Source organism: Polynucleobacter sp. AP-Ainpum-60-G11 (genome assembly GCF_018688375.1).
Classification (GTDB): Bacteria; Pseudomonadota; Gammaproteobacteria; order Burkholderiales; family Burkholderiaceae; genus Polynucleobacter.
Genome location: NZ_CP061318.1, coordinates 537,564 through 551,746 on the forward strand (window position 1 = coordinate 537,564; position 14,183 = coordinate 551,746).

Consider the following 14,183-nt stretch of genomic DNA (forward strand, 5'->3'; position numbering starts at 1 on the left):
CTCGAATGAATTTATATTCCTTATTGGAAAAAGGTTTTCCAAAAGATAAGCAAGCATGTGCACTTGAAACGCATGATGGGCTGTACTACTCCTGGAGTGATCTAGAGCGTGCTACGGCTAAGATGGCAAATTTGCTTAAGGGTCTCAAATTACCCGCCGGATCAAGGGTTGCAGTTCAGGTTGAGAAGTCGCCTGAAGCCCTGTTTCTGTATCTGGCTACGGTAAAGGCAGGATATGTTTATCTGCCCCTCAATACCGCCTATCAAGCAGCTGAGATTCAATACTTTCTTGAGAATGCTGAGCCAGCGGTCGTAGTTTGCAGCAGTAAGAATTTCTCTTGGGTATCCAAAGTTGCTTTTAAGGCTGGCACTAAACATGTCTTTACTTTGGATGAAGATCGCAAGGGCACTTTATTAGAGCGTGCAGCCAACCAAAGCGATAAGTTCAAGACGGTCGCCGTTAAGGACGATGATTTAGCGGCAATCTTGTATACGTCCGGTACAACGGGTCGTAGCAAGGGTGCAATGCTGACTCATAAGAATTTGGGTAGCAATGCACAAGTTCTGCAGAAGTTTTGGGGTTGGAAAAAAGGTGATGTTCTATTACATGCTTTACCAATCTTCCATGTCCATGGTTTATTTGTAGCTGCTCATGGGGCCTTAATTAATGGCAGCAAAATGATTTGGTTGCCGCGTTTAGATACTGCGCAATTAATTCATCACATGCCCAATTCCACTGTGATGATGGGTGTGCCAACATTCTATGTGCGCCTCCTTGCAGATAAGAACTTTAATAAGAACGTCACGCGCAATATGCGCTTATTTGTTTCTGGCTCTGCGCCCTTGCTCACTGAAACCTTCAATACTTTCAAAGATGTGATTGGACAACCGATTCTTGAGCGTTATGGCATGAGTGAGACGGTGATGTTGGTTTCCAATCCATATAAGGGCAGTCGCGTAGGCGGATCCGTTGGCTTGCCTTTGCCGGGCGTAAAAGTTCGTGTAGTGAGCGAAAGCAATAAACCTTGTGGTGTTGATGAAATCGGCAGCATCCAGGTTAAAGGACCAAATGTATTCAAGGGTTACTGGCGCATGCCAGAAAAAACCGCTGAAGAATTTACTGCAGATGGTTGGTTTAAGACGGGTGACGTTGGTCGTTGGGGTGGTGATGCCAATGGCGGCAAAGCACCTAAGGATTACCTCTGCATCGTTGGCCGCAGCAAGGATTTAATTATTTCTGGTGGCTACAACGTCTATCCAAAAGAAATCGAAAGCTTCATCGATGACATGGATGGCGTTGATGAAAGCGCTGTGATTGGTATTCCGCATCCAGATTTTGGTGAAGCAGTAATGGCGGTGGTAGTGCCAAAAGCGGGCGCCACACTGGATGCTCAGGCTATGATTGCTACGCTCAAAACTCAGATCGCAAACTTTAAGATTCCAAAGCGTTTAGAGATTGTTTCTGACTTGCCGCGTAATGCAATGGGCAAGGTGCAGAAGAATATTCTGCGTCAACAATACACAAGCTAACGCTAGTAAAAACTACGTTAAAAACCGAATGCCTTGCGGCTTTCATTAAACATGAAGGCTGCAAGCAAAAACAGCATTACTCCAAAGATGCGCTTTAGTTGCGCGACATTGAGTTTCCTGGCCATCTTGGCGCCAAGCGGGGCGGTGAATATGCTGACCACCACAATACACAGCACTGCTGGAAGATAGACAAATCCTAATGAGCCCGCTGGAAGGTTGGGGTTGCCCCAGCTTCCATACATATAGCCGATCGTGGCTGCAGCTGCAATCGGAAATCCTAATCCTGAAGAGCTAGCCATTGCAGTATGCGGTTTGACATTGCACCAAAGCATGAATGGCACGGTAATAAATGCCCCACCTGCGCCAACTAGGCTAGCAATGACACCCGTCAACGCCCCGAAAGAAAATAATCCAAGGGCGCCTGGTAATTCTCGTCCAGCACTAGGCTTTTTATTGATGATCATTTGGATCGAGGTGTAGACAATAAAAATGGCAAAGAATAAAGAAAGCCAAGAAGTATTAATTGCTTCGAAAATTTCGCTGCCACCAACAAGGCTGCCGATGACCAGTCCAGGGCTTAATGCGGCTACCAATTTCCAATCGATGGAGCCATGTTTATGATGTGCCCAGATGGCTGAGGTAGTTGTAAAAAGAATCGTTGCCATACCAGTTGCGATGGCCATATGGACGATGACATTTTGACCAAACCCTAGATGATTGAAAACCACAATCATGAAAGGAACCAAAATCATCCCACCACCAATTCCAAGTAAACCCGCTAAGAAGCCAGATATGCTCCCGCACAACATGAGCATCAGAATATCGGCTATTGACATGAATTCCCCGCCTTAGCCGCTAGGCCGTCATCCTGAACCCTAAGGTTCAAGGTGGAACGGCTACTCTGCTTCGGGTGCATTAAGAAGTTCAGGGAGTGAACAGCTCGAGGCTGCCACTGTGAAGGTTCGAAACGCTCACGCCCACAAGGTAAAGATCGTTCCTGATGCTTGCGCATCGGTTCAAGGAACTATTGGCCTTGGCGAACCAGGCAGGGAAAGGGTTTGCATTAGAGCATCCACTTGATCTTCTAGTGAATGGATTTCATTCTGGAGTCGAGTAATCTCTTCTGTATTGGAGGCAGATGAGGCACTCTGCGCAGCAGAATGCTGAGACGCAGTTTGCAGTTTAATGAGATCACCTGCAATCTTTAATGCAGCCATCATGCTTGCACGTTCAATGCTGCGATTACCACCACTAATTGCAAGTTGGATTTGTTCATCGACTAAGGTGCACGCTGCGCGAAGTAGTGGCTCATGTTCAGCGCTTGTGGCTAAAGTAATTTTTTGACCAGCGAGGGTTACTTCAATGCGTTGTTGGCTCATTGTCATCCTCTGGATTGGTTGGTGGCGCGGGGTCACCAAGTAAATTTAATTGGCGACCATCACTTTGCTCTGGCAGGCGACTCAAAATATGTTGAATCCGTTTTTGCGCATCTTCAATTTTAGTTTCAAGCTGAATACGATCTTGATGCAGTGACTTCACGGCATCGGAGATCAGCTGAATTTTTTTCGATAGCCTTTGCAAAGATTCAGCTACCGAATCGGATTCAGTGGGGTCGCTGGGGACATGAGGGTTGTACTCGGTCATATAGGCATTGTAGCCTCAGGAAAATGCTTTGTGAAACTCCTGATTTTTGGCTTCAATTGGGTAAAGCTATCCAATCATTGCCCAGCTTCTCTAGGCGAACACGGCCATCAAAAAGCGCTATCAGAGCTTGATGAGTTCTGGGATCTTGACTGGGACCTTGGAAATGCAGTTTTCCATCCTTAAGCATCACTACAAAGTCTGCTCGCAGTGCAAAATGAATTTCATGCAAAACCGTCACCAGGGTTTTTCCCTGAGTTAGTAAATTACCTTGCCACTTCAAAAAATCGGCTTGATGAGGGGGGTCTAGATTAGCTAAGGGCTCATCCAGGAGAAGGATATCTGAATCTACTGCGAGAAGACGAGCTAATAGGACCCTCTGACGCTCGCCTCCGGATAGTTGCTGCAGTGGGCGATGGCGTAAATTCCAAGCATCCGTTTGTTGCAAAGCTTGCTCAACCAAGATGTGATCGGTTTTAGAGGGTAGGTGTAGCCATCCTTGATGGGGTAGTCGCCCCAACATAACGGCGTCATAAACGCTGAGAGAGTCGTTCAGTTCATCGGGTGAGCTTGAAGTTTGATCAAGCCAAGCAATTTTCTTTGCCAGATCTTTACGGGCAAATGAGTTGAGATTGATTTCATCAACTGTAATGGATCCACTCCACTTTAGTAAGCCAGCCATTGCTTGGAGTAGAGAGGATTTGCCTACGCCGTTGGGTCCAATAACGCTAGTCCATTTATTCTGCGGAATATCCAAATTGAGGTCAGAGAGGATGGCGCAAGGACCCCTATAGACAGTAAGTTGGCGGGTTTTCATGAGTGCGCCCCAAAAGAGGTTCGCCTCAGTAGGGTTAGTAGATAAAGGCCGCCTAAAACTGCTGTCACGACACCAACAGGAATTTCAATTGGTGCAAAGAGGGTTCGCGCAATCAGATCCGAGCTGAGCAATAAGATTCCACCGCCTAAACAGGAAAATAAAATCTGCACTCGTTGTCGTCCACTGGAAAGCTTTCTTACTAAATGCGGAGCTGCTAGTCCAACAAAAGCCACTAAACCAGTTTGGGCCACTGCGCACCCTGTCGCAAGTGCAAGAATGCCAATCAATACCAAGCGAAGTTGATCTAGTGGCAAACCTAAAGTGCGGGCCGTATTTTCTCCAAGTGATAAAGCATCCAGGACGGGGCTAATGATGAGGGTAATGAGCAGGCAAATCACTAAAGCGATGGCCATGATCGCAACACCAGACCAACTCAGGAGTGTGGTGTTACCCAACATAAAGGATTGAATGCTTTGAAACAGATCAGGGCGAATAAATGTGAATAAAGAGTTTGCTGCTCCTAAGATGACGCTGATGACCACTCCGGATAATAAGAGTCGTAAGGAACTTTTATAGCCGCCTGCCAAGAGTAGGGAGGCCAGTACACCAATCAGAGCCCCAAAAAAAGCACCGCCATTCAGACCAATGATGTCTAGCCAAGAGTTACCAAGATAGGCAAAGCAAAGGATGCTGCCAACACCAAGGAGTGCACCGGATGCGCTTCCTAGAAGGTAGGGGTCGGCCAAAGGATTGCGAAATAGGCTTTGGGCGATACCGCCGGCAAGACCTAATAAAGCTCCCGCAAGATAGGCGCCCAATGAGCGGGGAAGTCGAATATCAAATAACACCGTTTGATCTGATCCTGCCATGTTCCAACTGGCACCGATACTTCCAAGTAAGGTTCCAAGCAATACCAGAACCGCACTCAGAATGAGTAGTCCGGATAACTTGCCTAGAAAATAGTTTTTTTGCATTACCGAGATGATGACATCTTCTCTTGTACGCATTGAGAAATAATGAGTGCTGCTTCTCCCATGCGTGGGCCAGGGCGCACCAGGACATCATTTTGATCGCCATTAAATACACAAATCTGATTTTTAGAAACTGCTGGAATGGAATTCCAGCCCGGACGTTTCTGAATGTAAGCAACAGTTGATTCGGTCAGGAGGATGACATCAGGCTTTGCTTGCACCACAAACTCAGGATTGATTTTTGGAAAAGGCCCAAGTGATTTTGGAATGATATTTACTAAATTCAACTGAGTCAGAATTTCACCAATAAAAGAAGTGCCTCCAGCGGCAAAGGGCGCGGGATTGACTTCAAAGTACACGCGAATATTTCTATTGCCCGAGGATAGCTGTTTACCAGCACGCATGATTTCTTTTTGAATTTGATTCCACACACGAGTGCTCTCAGATGTGCCCAGTATGAGATCTAGTTTCTGAAGGGCGCGTTCCTCGTCAGCTATAGATTTCACATCCAATGAAAAAGTCTTAATGCCTAACCCATTTAGTCGTGCGACCACTGGAGAGGCTTTTTCAAGCAGTACGACATCTGGCTTGAGTTGCACGATCCGCTCGATATTGATATCACCCATTCCGCCAAGCTTAGGCAAACCCTGGATTGATTGAGGCCAATTAGAAAATCGATCAACACCCACCAAAGCGCTGCATTTGCCCAAAGCGCAAACAGACTCAGTGAGTGATGGCAGAAGACTCACAATGCGCTGCGGTGGCTTATCAAAAGCCACCGAAACCCCTCTGTCATCTGTTACAGAAATCGGGGTGTCTGCAAGAATGGCTAAAGAGAAAAAAAGTAAAAATAAAGCAACGCCGATTGTCAGATAGCGAGCGCGCGTTGAGGGCCATATAAGCTTATCCATATTTATTTACTGGATTAGAAGTTGTATTTAGCGCTAAGAAAAATTGACCTAGGGTCATTTGCGTAATAGTAGTAACTATTTCCGCTACTATTGCTTGGGAACTGAACGTAACCGTAACCCCCATAAGTTGAGTACTGTGCATTACCAACATTTTTCACGGTTAAACGAGTATCCCAATTTCCCGTTCTATAGTTCGCATAAATGTCACCTACTGCATATGACGGCATGACGTTAAGACTGCTGTAGTAGGAGGGGGCGGCATCATAGCGCTGATTACTAACGTAATTCACTACACCACCAAGAGACCAATTATTGTTCAGTGCGTAAATAGCTCTAGCATTTAGTAATAGGTTTGGTACCTGTGCAATAGCCTGATTTTGATATGGTCCGTTCGCATAAAAAGCATTCTGCACTGTACCGCCGCCACCGATAGAAAGTTGAGAAGTCACGGCAGAGAGGAAATTTAGATTTGCACCAGTTCTATTGATGTTGTAAGGCGAATTAGAATTGTTATAAGTTGCAGGGTTGTACAAAATTTCATTTTGGGAGACTGAGCTAAAAACTGCTGCAGTCAAATTTGTTTTGAGTAGCTGCCAATTGCCACCAAGTTCATAGGTTTGAGCAGTTTGCGGTTTTAGAATGCCGCCAAATGATGGACTTCCTCCAGCGCTAGACCAAGTCCAAAATTCATCTACATTGGGAAAGCGATAGGATTGATTCCATTTGATGTAAATCCGCTGTCCTTCAAGATATTTGAAATTAAATGCGATATCTCCAGCATTTGCTGAGTATGTTTGATTTGGGTTGGGATTGGCTGAACCATTCCAGATACTTACGCCATTGGCACTGGCGCTCTGTGTTTGATATCTATAGCCTCCAGCAAAATCTATGACTCTAGTTAGCGGATTTCTTTGAATTAAATACACGGATTGGTTGTAAAGGCTTGCATTGGCGGAGCTGGCTATAGGGTTGATTACTGCGCCTTGTGCTTGGGCGGATTGATTCATGATGCTGCTATAGCTAGCAGCAGATGATTGATTTGCTTTATTGAACTCGTAGCCAACAATGCTCGTTCCAAATTTACCAAAGTCACCTTTTATTCGAGGGCTGAAGTTGGCTTGCCATCCCTCATATTTTGTAAAGGATGGGCTTATAGTTGGAAAGGCTCCAACACCCGAAGCGGTAGTGGAGTAATAAGGCTGAGTAAAGAAGGTAGTTTTGGCGCTGTAGAAACTATCAACTTCTAAATTAAAAGTATCGCTTAATGCTTTAGCCAGACCCATTCTGATTCCAGAATTGTCGACAGCAGTGCCCGATCCAATGTTATTAAATTTTGCAAGTTGTGGATTACCTTGCCCTACTTGTCCAAGCGTACCTCCTGGCATTTGCTGATTAGAGTAGCTATAAAACAGATCGGCATAAACATTATCCCTCCCCCCTAATGACTGCGTTACTTTGCCATCAAATGAATAAGCATTAGCAGCCGAGTTTTGACGCCAGCCATTCGTATTGGAGGTATTGGCACTTAATTGGACAGTTGTTTGATCTATGGTATTTCTAAAGATGGCATTATTTACTAGGGTGTTGAAGCTACCATAGCTAGTTGATGCTTGATTAAGAGTTTTACTTCCACCATTTGTGATGATGTTAATGACACCCCCTAAGGCACCATTACCATATTGAACGCTGGCTCCACCCCGCAATATTTCAATACGGTTAATTGAGTCGAGTGGAATTGATTCCCAAGATATCCCCGATGAATCAATGGGATTGATGCGTTGCCCATCAACTAGAATAAGAGTTGTATCTTTAGCTGTGGGACCATACCCACCCATGTCCACGGTTGCGCCAAGGTTTAGTTGCCCGCCTGCAGTACTTCTTATATTCAAGCCGCCAATCTGCGACAAAATGTCTGGAATATTAGTGGACGTAGATTCCGCAATTTCTTCGCGGGTAATCACTTGAACATTCGCAGGAACTTCGTTGAGGTTCTCCTCAAAGCGTGAGCCTGAAACAATGACCGTTGATTGCGAGCCTTGAGCTGCTGAGTTAAGTGTGATGGCTGCACCGCAAAGAAACGCGACTAATGATTTACTGCTGAACTGCTGTTTCATGATGAACCTTCTGCCTTCGAATCACCTAGCTAACTTCCCCGTAAGCTGGGTCGAACAGAATTTCACTTTTTGAGAGTTCAGGCGTCAATTGGGCACCTCGCCAGTTTGGCAGGGGATGCTTCATCGGCGCGCGAAGATCCCCGTCCGCAAAATTCCACCTGTCTTGGCCGGTATCCGGGCTAGTAAATCTCAGAATCTGGCCTTCCCATGCAATTGACTCGCACAGTGGCTTACTCAGACTCCTGACACCTTCACCTTGAAGTTGGGGTGTATTTACTTACCGTTGCGGGGGCAGCACACGTTTAGTGTTTCCCGTTTAACTTTATTGCACTGCAATAAAGCACCACGACCCCGCAATTCTATCTCAGGCTGGACCCAAATCGGCCTAAAAAGCCAAAAAAGCCTACAATAAGGGCTCTAGGATTAAGGATTCATGACAGCATTAGACAAGCACCCCGAAAAAAATCTGATTCGTTTGCAGCTGAGCCAAAACTCGGTGTTAAAAAGCTTGGATCCTGAAGCAATGGCTGATTTAGAGCGCCACCTAGTCATCTCAGACCTCAAAAAATCAGAAATCCTGCTGCATCAAGGTGATCACCAGATGGAGCAGTACTTTGTGCTGGATGGAATCCTGAAGCGTATTGTTTCTAGTGCAGATGCAAAAGAGATGATTTTGCGTTTTGCCATCGAAAAAGATATTGAAACAAGCTATGCAGCTTGGCGTCTCAAAACAGCAGCCCCATATAGCATTGCCTCCGTAACCAAGGCTCGTGTTGCCCGCATGCCCCTCAAGAAGTGGGCTGAGTTTTTGAATGTCCACAAGCCTCTCAAGGAAAGCTTTGAGTTTGAAGTCATGCGCCTCATGAGTGAGATCATGGCCCATACGATTACTTTACATATGCTCGATGCGCCAGGCCGGGTAGAGCGGTTTCTACGTAAATACGAAGACTTATTTGAGTTGCTCCCTAAAAAAGAGCTGGCTGCCTATCTCAACCTCTCTCCAGAGACTTTAAGTCGCCTCAAAACCAAGCACAAAGAGCTTTTTGTCTAGTTAGAAACCCCAGTTGGTTCTAGATTTAAGGGGAAATTGACCGAAGTCAATGATGAACCCCATCCCCAAGCCTAAGATTCATCTCAGCCTCAACGGGAACGTCGATAGTTACCCGTGGCATTACTAATAACTTAATTGGAGACAGTTGGCGAAAGCTAAATTGCACTGAACATGTACTTCGTTCGGGCAGTGTAATTAACTATAAATTTCTATGACAACAGACAATCAAAATACACAAGTTACCGATGGTTTCCATCTCGTCATTGATGCCTTAAAAGCAAATGACCTAGATACTATTTTTGGTCTCGTTGGTATTCCAATTACCGACTTGTGCCGTTTGGCTCAAGCTGAAGGATTGCGCTTCATTGGTTTCCGACATGAGCAGCATGCAGGTAATGCTGCAGCGATTGCAGGTTACATGACTCAAAAGCCTGGTATTTGCATGACTGTGTCAGCGCCTGGTTTCTTGAACGGCTTAACGGCTTTGGCAAATGCCACCGTGAACTGTTTCCCTATGATTTTGATTTCCGGTTCAAGCGAACGTGAAATCGTTGACTTGCAGCAGGGTGATTACGAAGAGATGGATCAGCTTAATGCTGCTAAGCCTTATTGCAAGGCTGCATACCGTATTAATCACATTGAAGACATCGGCATTGGTTTTGCTCGTGCAATTCGTGCAGCTGTTTCTGGTCGCCCAGGTGGTGTGTACTTGGACTTGCCTGCACAACTATTGGCTCAAACAATGCCAGTAGAAGAAGCGAAGAAGTCTATCTTCAAAGTAATCGATCCAATTCCACGTCAAATCCCTGCGGCTGATGCAGTCGAGCGTGCATTGAATGTATTGAAGGGTGCTAAGCGTCCTTTGATTCTCTTGGGCAAAGGTGCTGCTTATGCTCAAGCCGATAAAGAAATTCGTGACTTGATCGAAAAATCTGGCATCCCTTATTTGCCAATGTCGATGGCCAAAGGTTTGCTGCCAGATAACCATCCACAATCTGCTTCTGCAGCACGTTCATTTGTATTGGCCGAGGCTGATGCGGTGATGTTGGTTGGTGCGCGTTTGAATTGGTTGCTTGCGCACGGCAAGGGTAAGACATGGGGCAAAGATCCTAAGAAATTTATCCAAATTGACATTCAGGCAAATGAAGTTGATAGCAACGTGCAAATTGACGCACCATTGATCGGTGATATTGGCTCTGTTGTTGGCGAGCTCCTCAAAGGTATTGCTGCCGTTCCTAAGCCAAGCGCTGAATGGATTGGCGCAATTAATGAGAAGAAAGATAAGAACTTGGCTAAGATGGCCGAGACTCTTGCTAAGGAAGCTTCACCAATGAACTTCCATGGTGCATTGCGCGCTATTCGTGATGTGATCAAGAAGAACCCAGACGTGAACTTGGTTAACGAGGGTGCAAACACACTCGACTACTGCCGCGCAATTGTGGATATGTACAAGCCGCGCAAACGTTTTGACTCCGGTACTTGGGGAATTATGGGTATTGGTATGGGCTACGCTATTGGCGCTGCGGTAACAAGTGGTTTGCCTACAGTTGCAGTTGAGGGTGATAGTGCTTTTGGTTTCAGCGGCATGGAATTAGAAACTATTTGCCGTTACAACTTACCAATCACTACAGTTGTATTTAATAACAACGGTGTCTACCGTGGTACTGACGTTAACCCAACTGGTGGCGCCGACGTTGCTCCAACAGTATTTGTTAAGAATGCACGTTACGACAAGATGATTGAGGCCTTTGGTGGTGTTGGTTATTACGTAACTACTCCTGCTGAATTGGAAGCGGCATTGACTAAGGCAATCGCCGAGGGCAAGCCAGCCTTAATTAATGCGGTAATTGATGAAACAGCTGGTACAGAGAGTGGTCGTTTAACTAACTTAAACCCATCCACTGCTGCCGGTAAGAAGTAATACGCAGGTAATAAACTCGTAATTTTTTAAGAATATATTTAGTAATACACAAGAAAGACTTAAAGGAGAATCAAACATGACTAAACCATTAGACGGCATTCGTATCATTGACTTTACACACGTACAGGCAGGCCCTGCATGTACTCAGCTATTGGCTTGGTACGGCGCTGACGTAATTAAAGTGGAGCGCCCAGGTTCTGGTGACGTAACACGTAGCCAGTTGCGCGATATCCCAGGTGCAGATGCTTTGTATTTCACGATGTTGAACGGTAATAAGCGTTCTTTGACTCTGGATACCAAGACTCAAGAAGGTAAAGAAGTTTTAGAAAAGATGATCAAGACATCTGACGTGATGGTTGAGAACTTCGGTCCAGGCGCTTTGGATCGTATGGGCTTTAGCTGGGCGCGCATTCAGGAATTAAATCCAAAGATGATCATGGCATCTGTAAAAGGCTTTAGCGATGGCCACTCATATGAAGACTTAAAAGTGTATGAGAACGTTGCTCAGTGCGCCGGTGGTGCAGCTTCTACAACTGGTTTCTGGGATGGTCCTCCAACAGTTTCTGCTGCCGCTTTGGGCGATAGCAACACTGGTATGCATTTGGCAATTGGTATCTTGACCGCATTGATGCAGCGTCAAAAAACTGGCAAAGGTCAAAAGGTATCTTGCTCAATGCAAGACGCTGTATTGAACTTGTGCCGCGTGAAGTTGCGCGACCAACAACGTTTGGACAAAGTTGGCTACCTCGAAGAATACCCACAGTACCCACACGGAACATTCTCTGATGTTGTTCCACGTGGTGGTAACGCTGGTGGTGGCGGTCAGCCAGGTTGGGTGTTGAAGTGTAAGGGTTGGGAAACAGATCCAAACGCTTACATCTACTTCACTATTCAAGGTCACGCTTGGGAGCCAATTACCAAGGCTTTGGGCAGACCAGAGTGGGCAACTGATCCAGCGTACATGACTGCAGAAGCGCGTCAAGATAAGATTTTTGATATCTTTGCAACGATTGAAGAGTGGCTCAAGGACAAGACCAAGTACGAAGCTGTGGACATTCTCCGCAAGTTCGATATTCCTTGCGCACCAGTGCTCTCAATGAAGGAATTGGCTGCATCACCTGACTTGCGTAAGAGCGGTTCTATCGTTGAAGTGGATCACAAGGTTCGCGGTAAGTACTTAACAATCGGTAGCCCAATCAAGTTTTCTGATTTGAAGATCGATGTTGGTCCATCACCAGTATTGGGTGAGCACACCGATGAAGTATTGAAAGATCTTGGCTATAACGCTGACGACATTGCTAAGTTACATGCAGCAAAAGCGGTTTAATAACAATAAACAATATTTGTTTTAGTTTCGAAGGCGCTCCTAGTGAGCGCCTTTTTTATTCTTACTGTTTCCGAGAAAGTCTTTAGACTGATAGCATGAAAACAAATATAGATTTAAACCAATTACTTGATTGTGTTGGTGATGCGGTGATTGTTGCTGATGCGTATGAAAAGATCGTGTTATGGAATGCGGCTGCTACCAGAATTTTTGGCTATTCCGAAGAAGAGGCGCTTGGAAAGACTTTGGATTTAATAGTTCCTGAGCGTCAGCGCCAAAAACATAATGAGGGCTATAGCAAGTCTATGGAGACCGGCACTACCCGTTATGGCACTTCATTATTGAAAGTCCCAGCTAAGCACAAAGATGGAAGTACTTTATCGATTGCCTTTACTGTGGGAATGTTATTTGATGAGAAACATCAGGCCAATGGTGTGGCAGCGGTAATTCGGGACGAGACCGCACGTTTTGCTGAAGAACGAGCACTTCAAAAGCGACTTTCAGATCTTGAAAATCAATAAATCTGCACCCAAATAGCGAATATGGGGCATCCCTTGTTGGTTGTGCCCAAAAAATAGGCATGCCATGTTGCACCGCAATCTGTCGCTGGTAAAATTGCCCTAATTCAAAATTTCAATCTTATTAGGACTTTAATCATGGCAAAAGCATTAGAAGGAGTCAAAATCCTTGACTTCACTCACGTTCAATCTGGCCCAACTTGTACTCAGTTGCTGGCTTGGTTCGGCGCAGATGTAATCAAAGTAGAAAAATCCGGTGAGGGCGATGCCACTCGTGGTCAATTGCGCGATATCCCTGATGCAGATAGTTTGTATTTCACAATGTTGAACCATAACAAGCGTTCAATCACTGTGAATACTAAAACTCCAAAAGGTAAGGAAATTCTGGAGCGCTTGATTAAAGAATGTGATGTTCTCGTTGAGAACTTTGCTCCTGGTGCATTAGATCGTATGGGCTTCTCTTGGGAGCGTATTCAAGAGCTCAACCCTATGATGATCATGGCCTCAGTCAAAGGTTTCGGCCCTGGCCCTTACGAGGATTGCAAGGTTTATGAAAACGTAGCCCAGTGTGCTGGCGGTTCAGCCTCTACCACTGGATTTGATGACGGTCCTCCGATGGTGACTGGTGCTCAAATTGGCGATAGCGGAACTGGTTTGCATTTAGCGCTCGGTATTGTGACTGCACTATATCAACGTACTCACTCTGGCCGCGGTCAAAAAGTATTGGCAGCAATGCAAGATGCGGTATTGAATTTATGTCGTGTGAAGTTGCGCGATCAACAGCGCCTAGAGCGCGTTGGTTTGATGCAAGAGTATCCCCAGTTCCCGAATGGTGAGTTTGGCGACTCTGTACCCCGTGCTGGTAATGCCTCTGGTGGTGGTCAGCCTGGCTGGATTGTTAAATGTAAAGGCTGGGAAACGGATCCTAATTCCTATATGTATGTCATCGTGCAAGCTCCTGTTTGGGAAGCCATTTGCAAAGTGATCGGCCGCGAAGATTGGATTACGGATGTGCGTTTCGCATCACCAATGGCTCGCTTGCCACATTTAATGGAAATTTTCGGTGAAATCGAAAAATGGACAATGACAAAGACGAAGTTTGAAGTCATGGATATTTTGAATAAATACGATATTCCTTGCGGCCCAATTTTGTCGATGAAAGAGATTGCTGAAGAGCCGGCATTACGTGCTACTGGGACTGTTGTTGAAGTAGATCATCCAATTCGTGGCAAGTACCTTACTGTGGGTAATCCAATTAAGATGTCTGATAGCCCAACCGATGTGACTCGTTCACCGTTACTAGGTGAGCATACCGACGAGATCCTTCACGAACTTGGCTATTCAACGGATGAGTTGATTAGTCTTCGTCACGATAAGGTGATCTAA

At 45.6% G+C, this 14,183-nt stretch carries 12 protein-coding genes, 1 other RNA gene, 1 pseudogene and 1 riboswitch; of the genes and pseudogenes, 6 read left to right on the forward strand and 8 right to left on the reverse strand.

From position 1 onward, the window contains the following. Nucleotides 1-5: 5 nt before the first annotated feature. Nucleotides 6-1,529, forward strand: coding sequence for a malonyl-CoA synthase (locus tag FD971_RS02840; protein ID WP_215334609.1), 1,524 nt, complete (start codon nucleotides 6-8; stop codon nucleotides 1,527-1,529). A gap of 17 nt (nucleotides 1,530-1,546) precedes the next feature. Here FD971_RS02840 and FD971_RS02845 read toward each other — a convergent pair whose 3' ends face one another. The 8 genes and pseudogenes from FD971_RS02845 to FD971_RS02880 form a co-directional block, all read right to left on the reverse strand. Beyond that, entirely contained in the window at nucleotides 1,547-2,365 is an 819-nt protein-coding gene (locus FD971_RS02845; RefSeq protein WP_215334610.1) for a sulfite exporter TauE/SafE family protein, read from the reverse strand. Next, a non-coding RNA gene (gene ssrS, locus FD971_RS02850) (6S RNA) lies at nucleotides 2,366-2,584 on the reverse strand. 99 nt (nucleotides 2,585-2,683) lie between these two features. Next, nucleotides 2,684-2,914: pseudogene (locus tag FD971_RS09970) on the reverse strand (cell division protein ZapA); the annotation flags it as partial. After that, nucleotides 2,889-3,173 carry a hypothetical protein gene (locus tag FD971_RS02860; RefSeq protein ID WP_215334611.1) on the reverse strand — a complete coding sequence of 95 codons (285 nt, stop codon included), beginning with the start codon at nucleotides 3,171-3,173 and terminating at the stop codon, nucleotides 2,889-2,891. The pseudogene FD971_RS09970 and the gene FD971_RS02860, both read right to left, overlap by 26 nt. Before the next feature lie 52 nt (nucleotides 3,174-3,225). Continuing rightward, nucleotides 3,226-3,987, reverse strand: coding sequence for an ABC transporter ATP-binding protein (locus FD971_RS02865; protein WP_215334612.1), 762 nt, complete (start codon nucleotides 3,985-3,987; stop codon nucleotides 3,226-3,228). Beyond that, nucleotides 3,984-4,994, reverse strand: coding sequence for an iron ABC transporter permease (locus FD971_RS02870; protein WP_251368666.1), 1,011 nt, complete (start codon nucleotides 4,992-4,994; stop codon nucleotides 3,984-3,986). The genes FD971_RS02865 and FD971_RS02870 overlap by 4 nt, the downstream gene beginning before the upstream one ends. Further along, nucleotides 4,961-5,869, reverse strand: a complete 909-nt coding sequence (locus FD971_RS02875; RefSeq protein ID WP_215334613.1) for an ABC transporter substrate-binding protein — start codon at nucleotides 5,867-5,869, stop codon at nucleotides 4,961-4,963. Before FD971_RS02875 ends, FD971_RS02870 begins: the two co-directional genes overlap by 34 nt. 14 nt (nucleotides 5,870-5,883) lie before the next feature. Then, complete coding sequence (locus FD971_RS02880; RefSeq protein ID WP_215334614.1) at nucleotides 5,884-7,983, reverse strand: TonB-dependent receptor; 2,100 nt, start codon at nucleotides 7,981-7,983, stop codon at nucleotides 5,884-5,886. 147 nt (nucleotides 7,984-8,130) lie between these two features. Beyond that, nucleotides 8,131-8,346, reverse strand: a riboswitch (cobalamin riboswitch). 70 nt (nucleotides 8,347-8,416) lie between these two features. Between FD971_RS02880 and FD971_RS02885 the strand changes: the two genes are divergently transcribed. From FD971_RS02885 to frc (FD971_RS02905), 5 genes are all read left to right on the forward strand, one after another. After that, a complete protein-coding gene (locus tag FD971_RS02885; RefSeq protein ID WP_215334615.1) occupies nucleotides 8,417-9,034 on the forward strand; it encodes a Crp/Fnr family transcriptional regulator in 618 nt (205 codons plus the stop codon). A gap of 211 nt (nucleotides 9,035-9,245) precedes the next feature. Beyond that, entirely contained in the window at nucleotides 9,246-10,955 is a 1,710-nt protein-coding gene (gene oxc, locus FD971_RS02890) for an oxalyl-CoA decarboxylase (protein ID WP_215334616.1), read from the forward strand. Between the two features lie 76 nt (nucleotides 10,956-11,031). Beyond that, nucleotides 11,032-12,282 carry a formyl-CoA transferase gene (gene frc / locus FD971_RS02895; protein WP_215334617.1) on the forward strand — a complete coding sequence of 417 codons (1,251 nt, stop codon included), beginning with the start codon at nucleotides 11,032-11,034 and terminating at the stop codon, nucleotides 12,280-12,282. Nucleotides 12,283-12,377: 95 nt separating this feature from the next. Next, nucleotides 12,378-12,800: a PAS domain S-box protein gene (locus FD971_RS02900; protein ID WP_215334618.1), complete on the forward strand. Its 423-nt coding sequence runs from the start codon at nucleotides 12,378-12,380 to the stop codon at nucleotides 12,798-12,800. Nucleotides 12,801-12,935: 135 nt separating this feature from the next. Next, on the forward strand, nucleotides 12,936-14,183 hold the full coding sequence (gene frc / locus FD971_RS02905) for a formyl-CoA transferase (RefSeq protein WP_215334619.1): 1,248 nt from the start codon (nucleotides 12,936-12,938) through the stop codon (nucleotides 14,181-14,183).

Bases quoted from the DNA above. Each gene is read 5' to 3' on its own strand.
- frc (WP_215334619.1), top strand. From the start codon at position 12,936: ATGGCAAAAGCATTAGAAGGAGTCAAAATCCTTGACTTCACTCACGTT.
- FD971_RS02860 (WP_215334611.1), bottom strand. From the start codon at position 3,173: ATGACCGAGTACAACCCTCATGTCCCCAGCGACCCCACTGAATCCGAT.
- FD971_RS02880 (WP_215334614.1), bottom strand. From the start codon at position 7,983: ATGAAACAGCAGTTCAGCAGTAAATCATTAGTCGCGTTTCTTTGCGGT.
- oxc (WP_215334616.1), top strand. From the start codon at position 9,246: ATGACAACAGACAATCAAAATACACAAGTTACCGATGGTTTCCATCTC.
- frc (WP_215334617.1), top strand. From the start codon at position 11,032: ATGACTAAACCATTAGACGGCATTCGTATCATTGACTTTACACACGTA.
- FD971_RS02870 (WP_251368666.1), bottom strand. From the start codon at position 4,994: ATGCGTACAAGAGAAGATGTCATCATCTCGGTAATGCAAAAAAACTAT.
- FD971_RS02840 (WP_215334609.1), top strand. From the start codon at position 6: ATGAATTTATATTCCTTATTGGAAAAAGGTTTTCCAAAAGATAAGCAA.
- FD971_RS02845 (WP_215334610.1), bottom strand. From the start codon at position 2,365: ATGTCAATAGCCGATATTCTGATGCTCATGTTGTGCGGGAGCATATCT.
- FD971_RS02885 (WP_215334615.1), top strand. From the start codon at position 8,417: ATGACAGCATTAGACAAGCACCCCGAAAAAAATCTGATTCGTTTGCAG.
- FD971_RS02875 (WP_215334613.1), bottom strand. From the start codon at position 5,869: ATGGATAAGCTTATATGGCCCTCAACGCGCGCTCGCTATCTGACAATC.
- FD971_RS02900 (WP_215334618.1), top strand. From the start codon at position 12,378: ATGAAAACAAATATAGATTTAAACCAATTACTTGATTGTGTTGGTGAT.
- FD971_RS02865 (WP_215334612.1), bottom strand. From the start codon at position 3,987: ATGAAAACCCGCCAACTTACTGTCTATAGGGGTCCTTGCGCCATCCTC.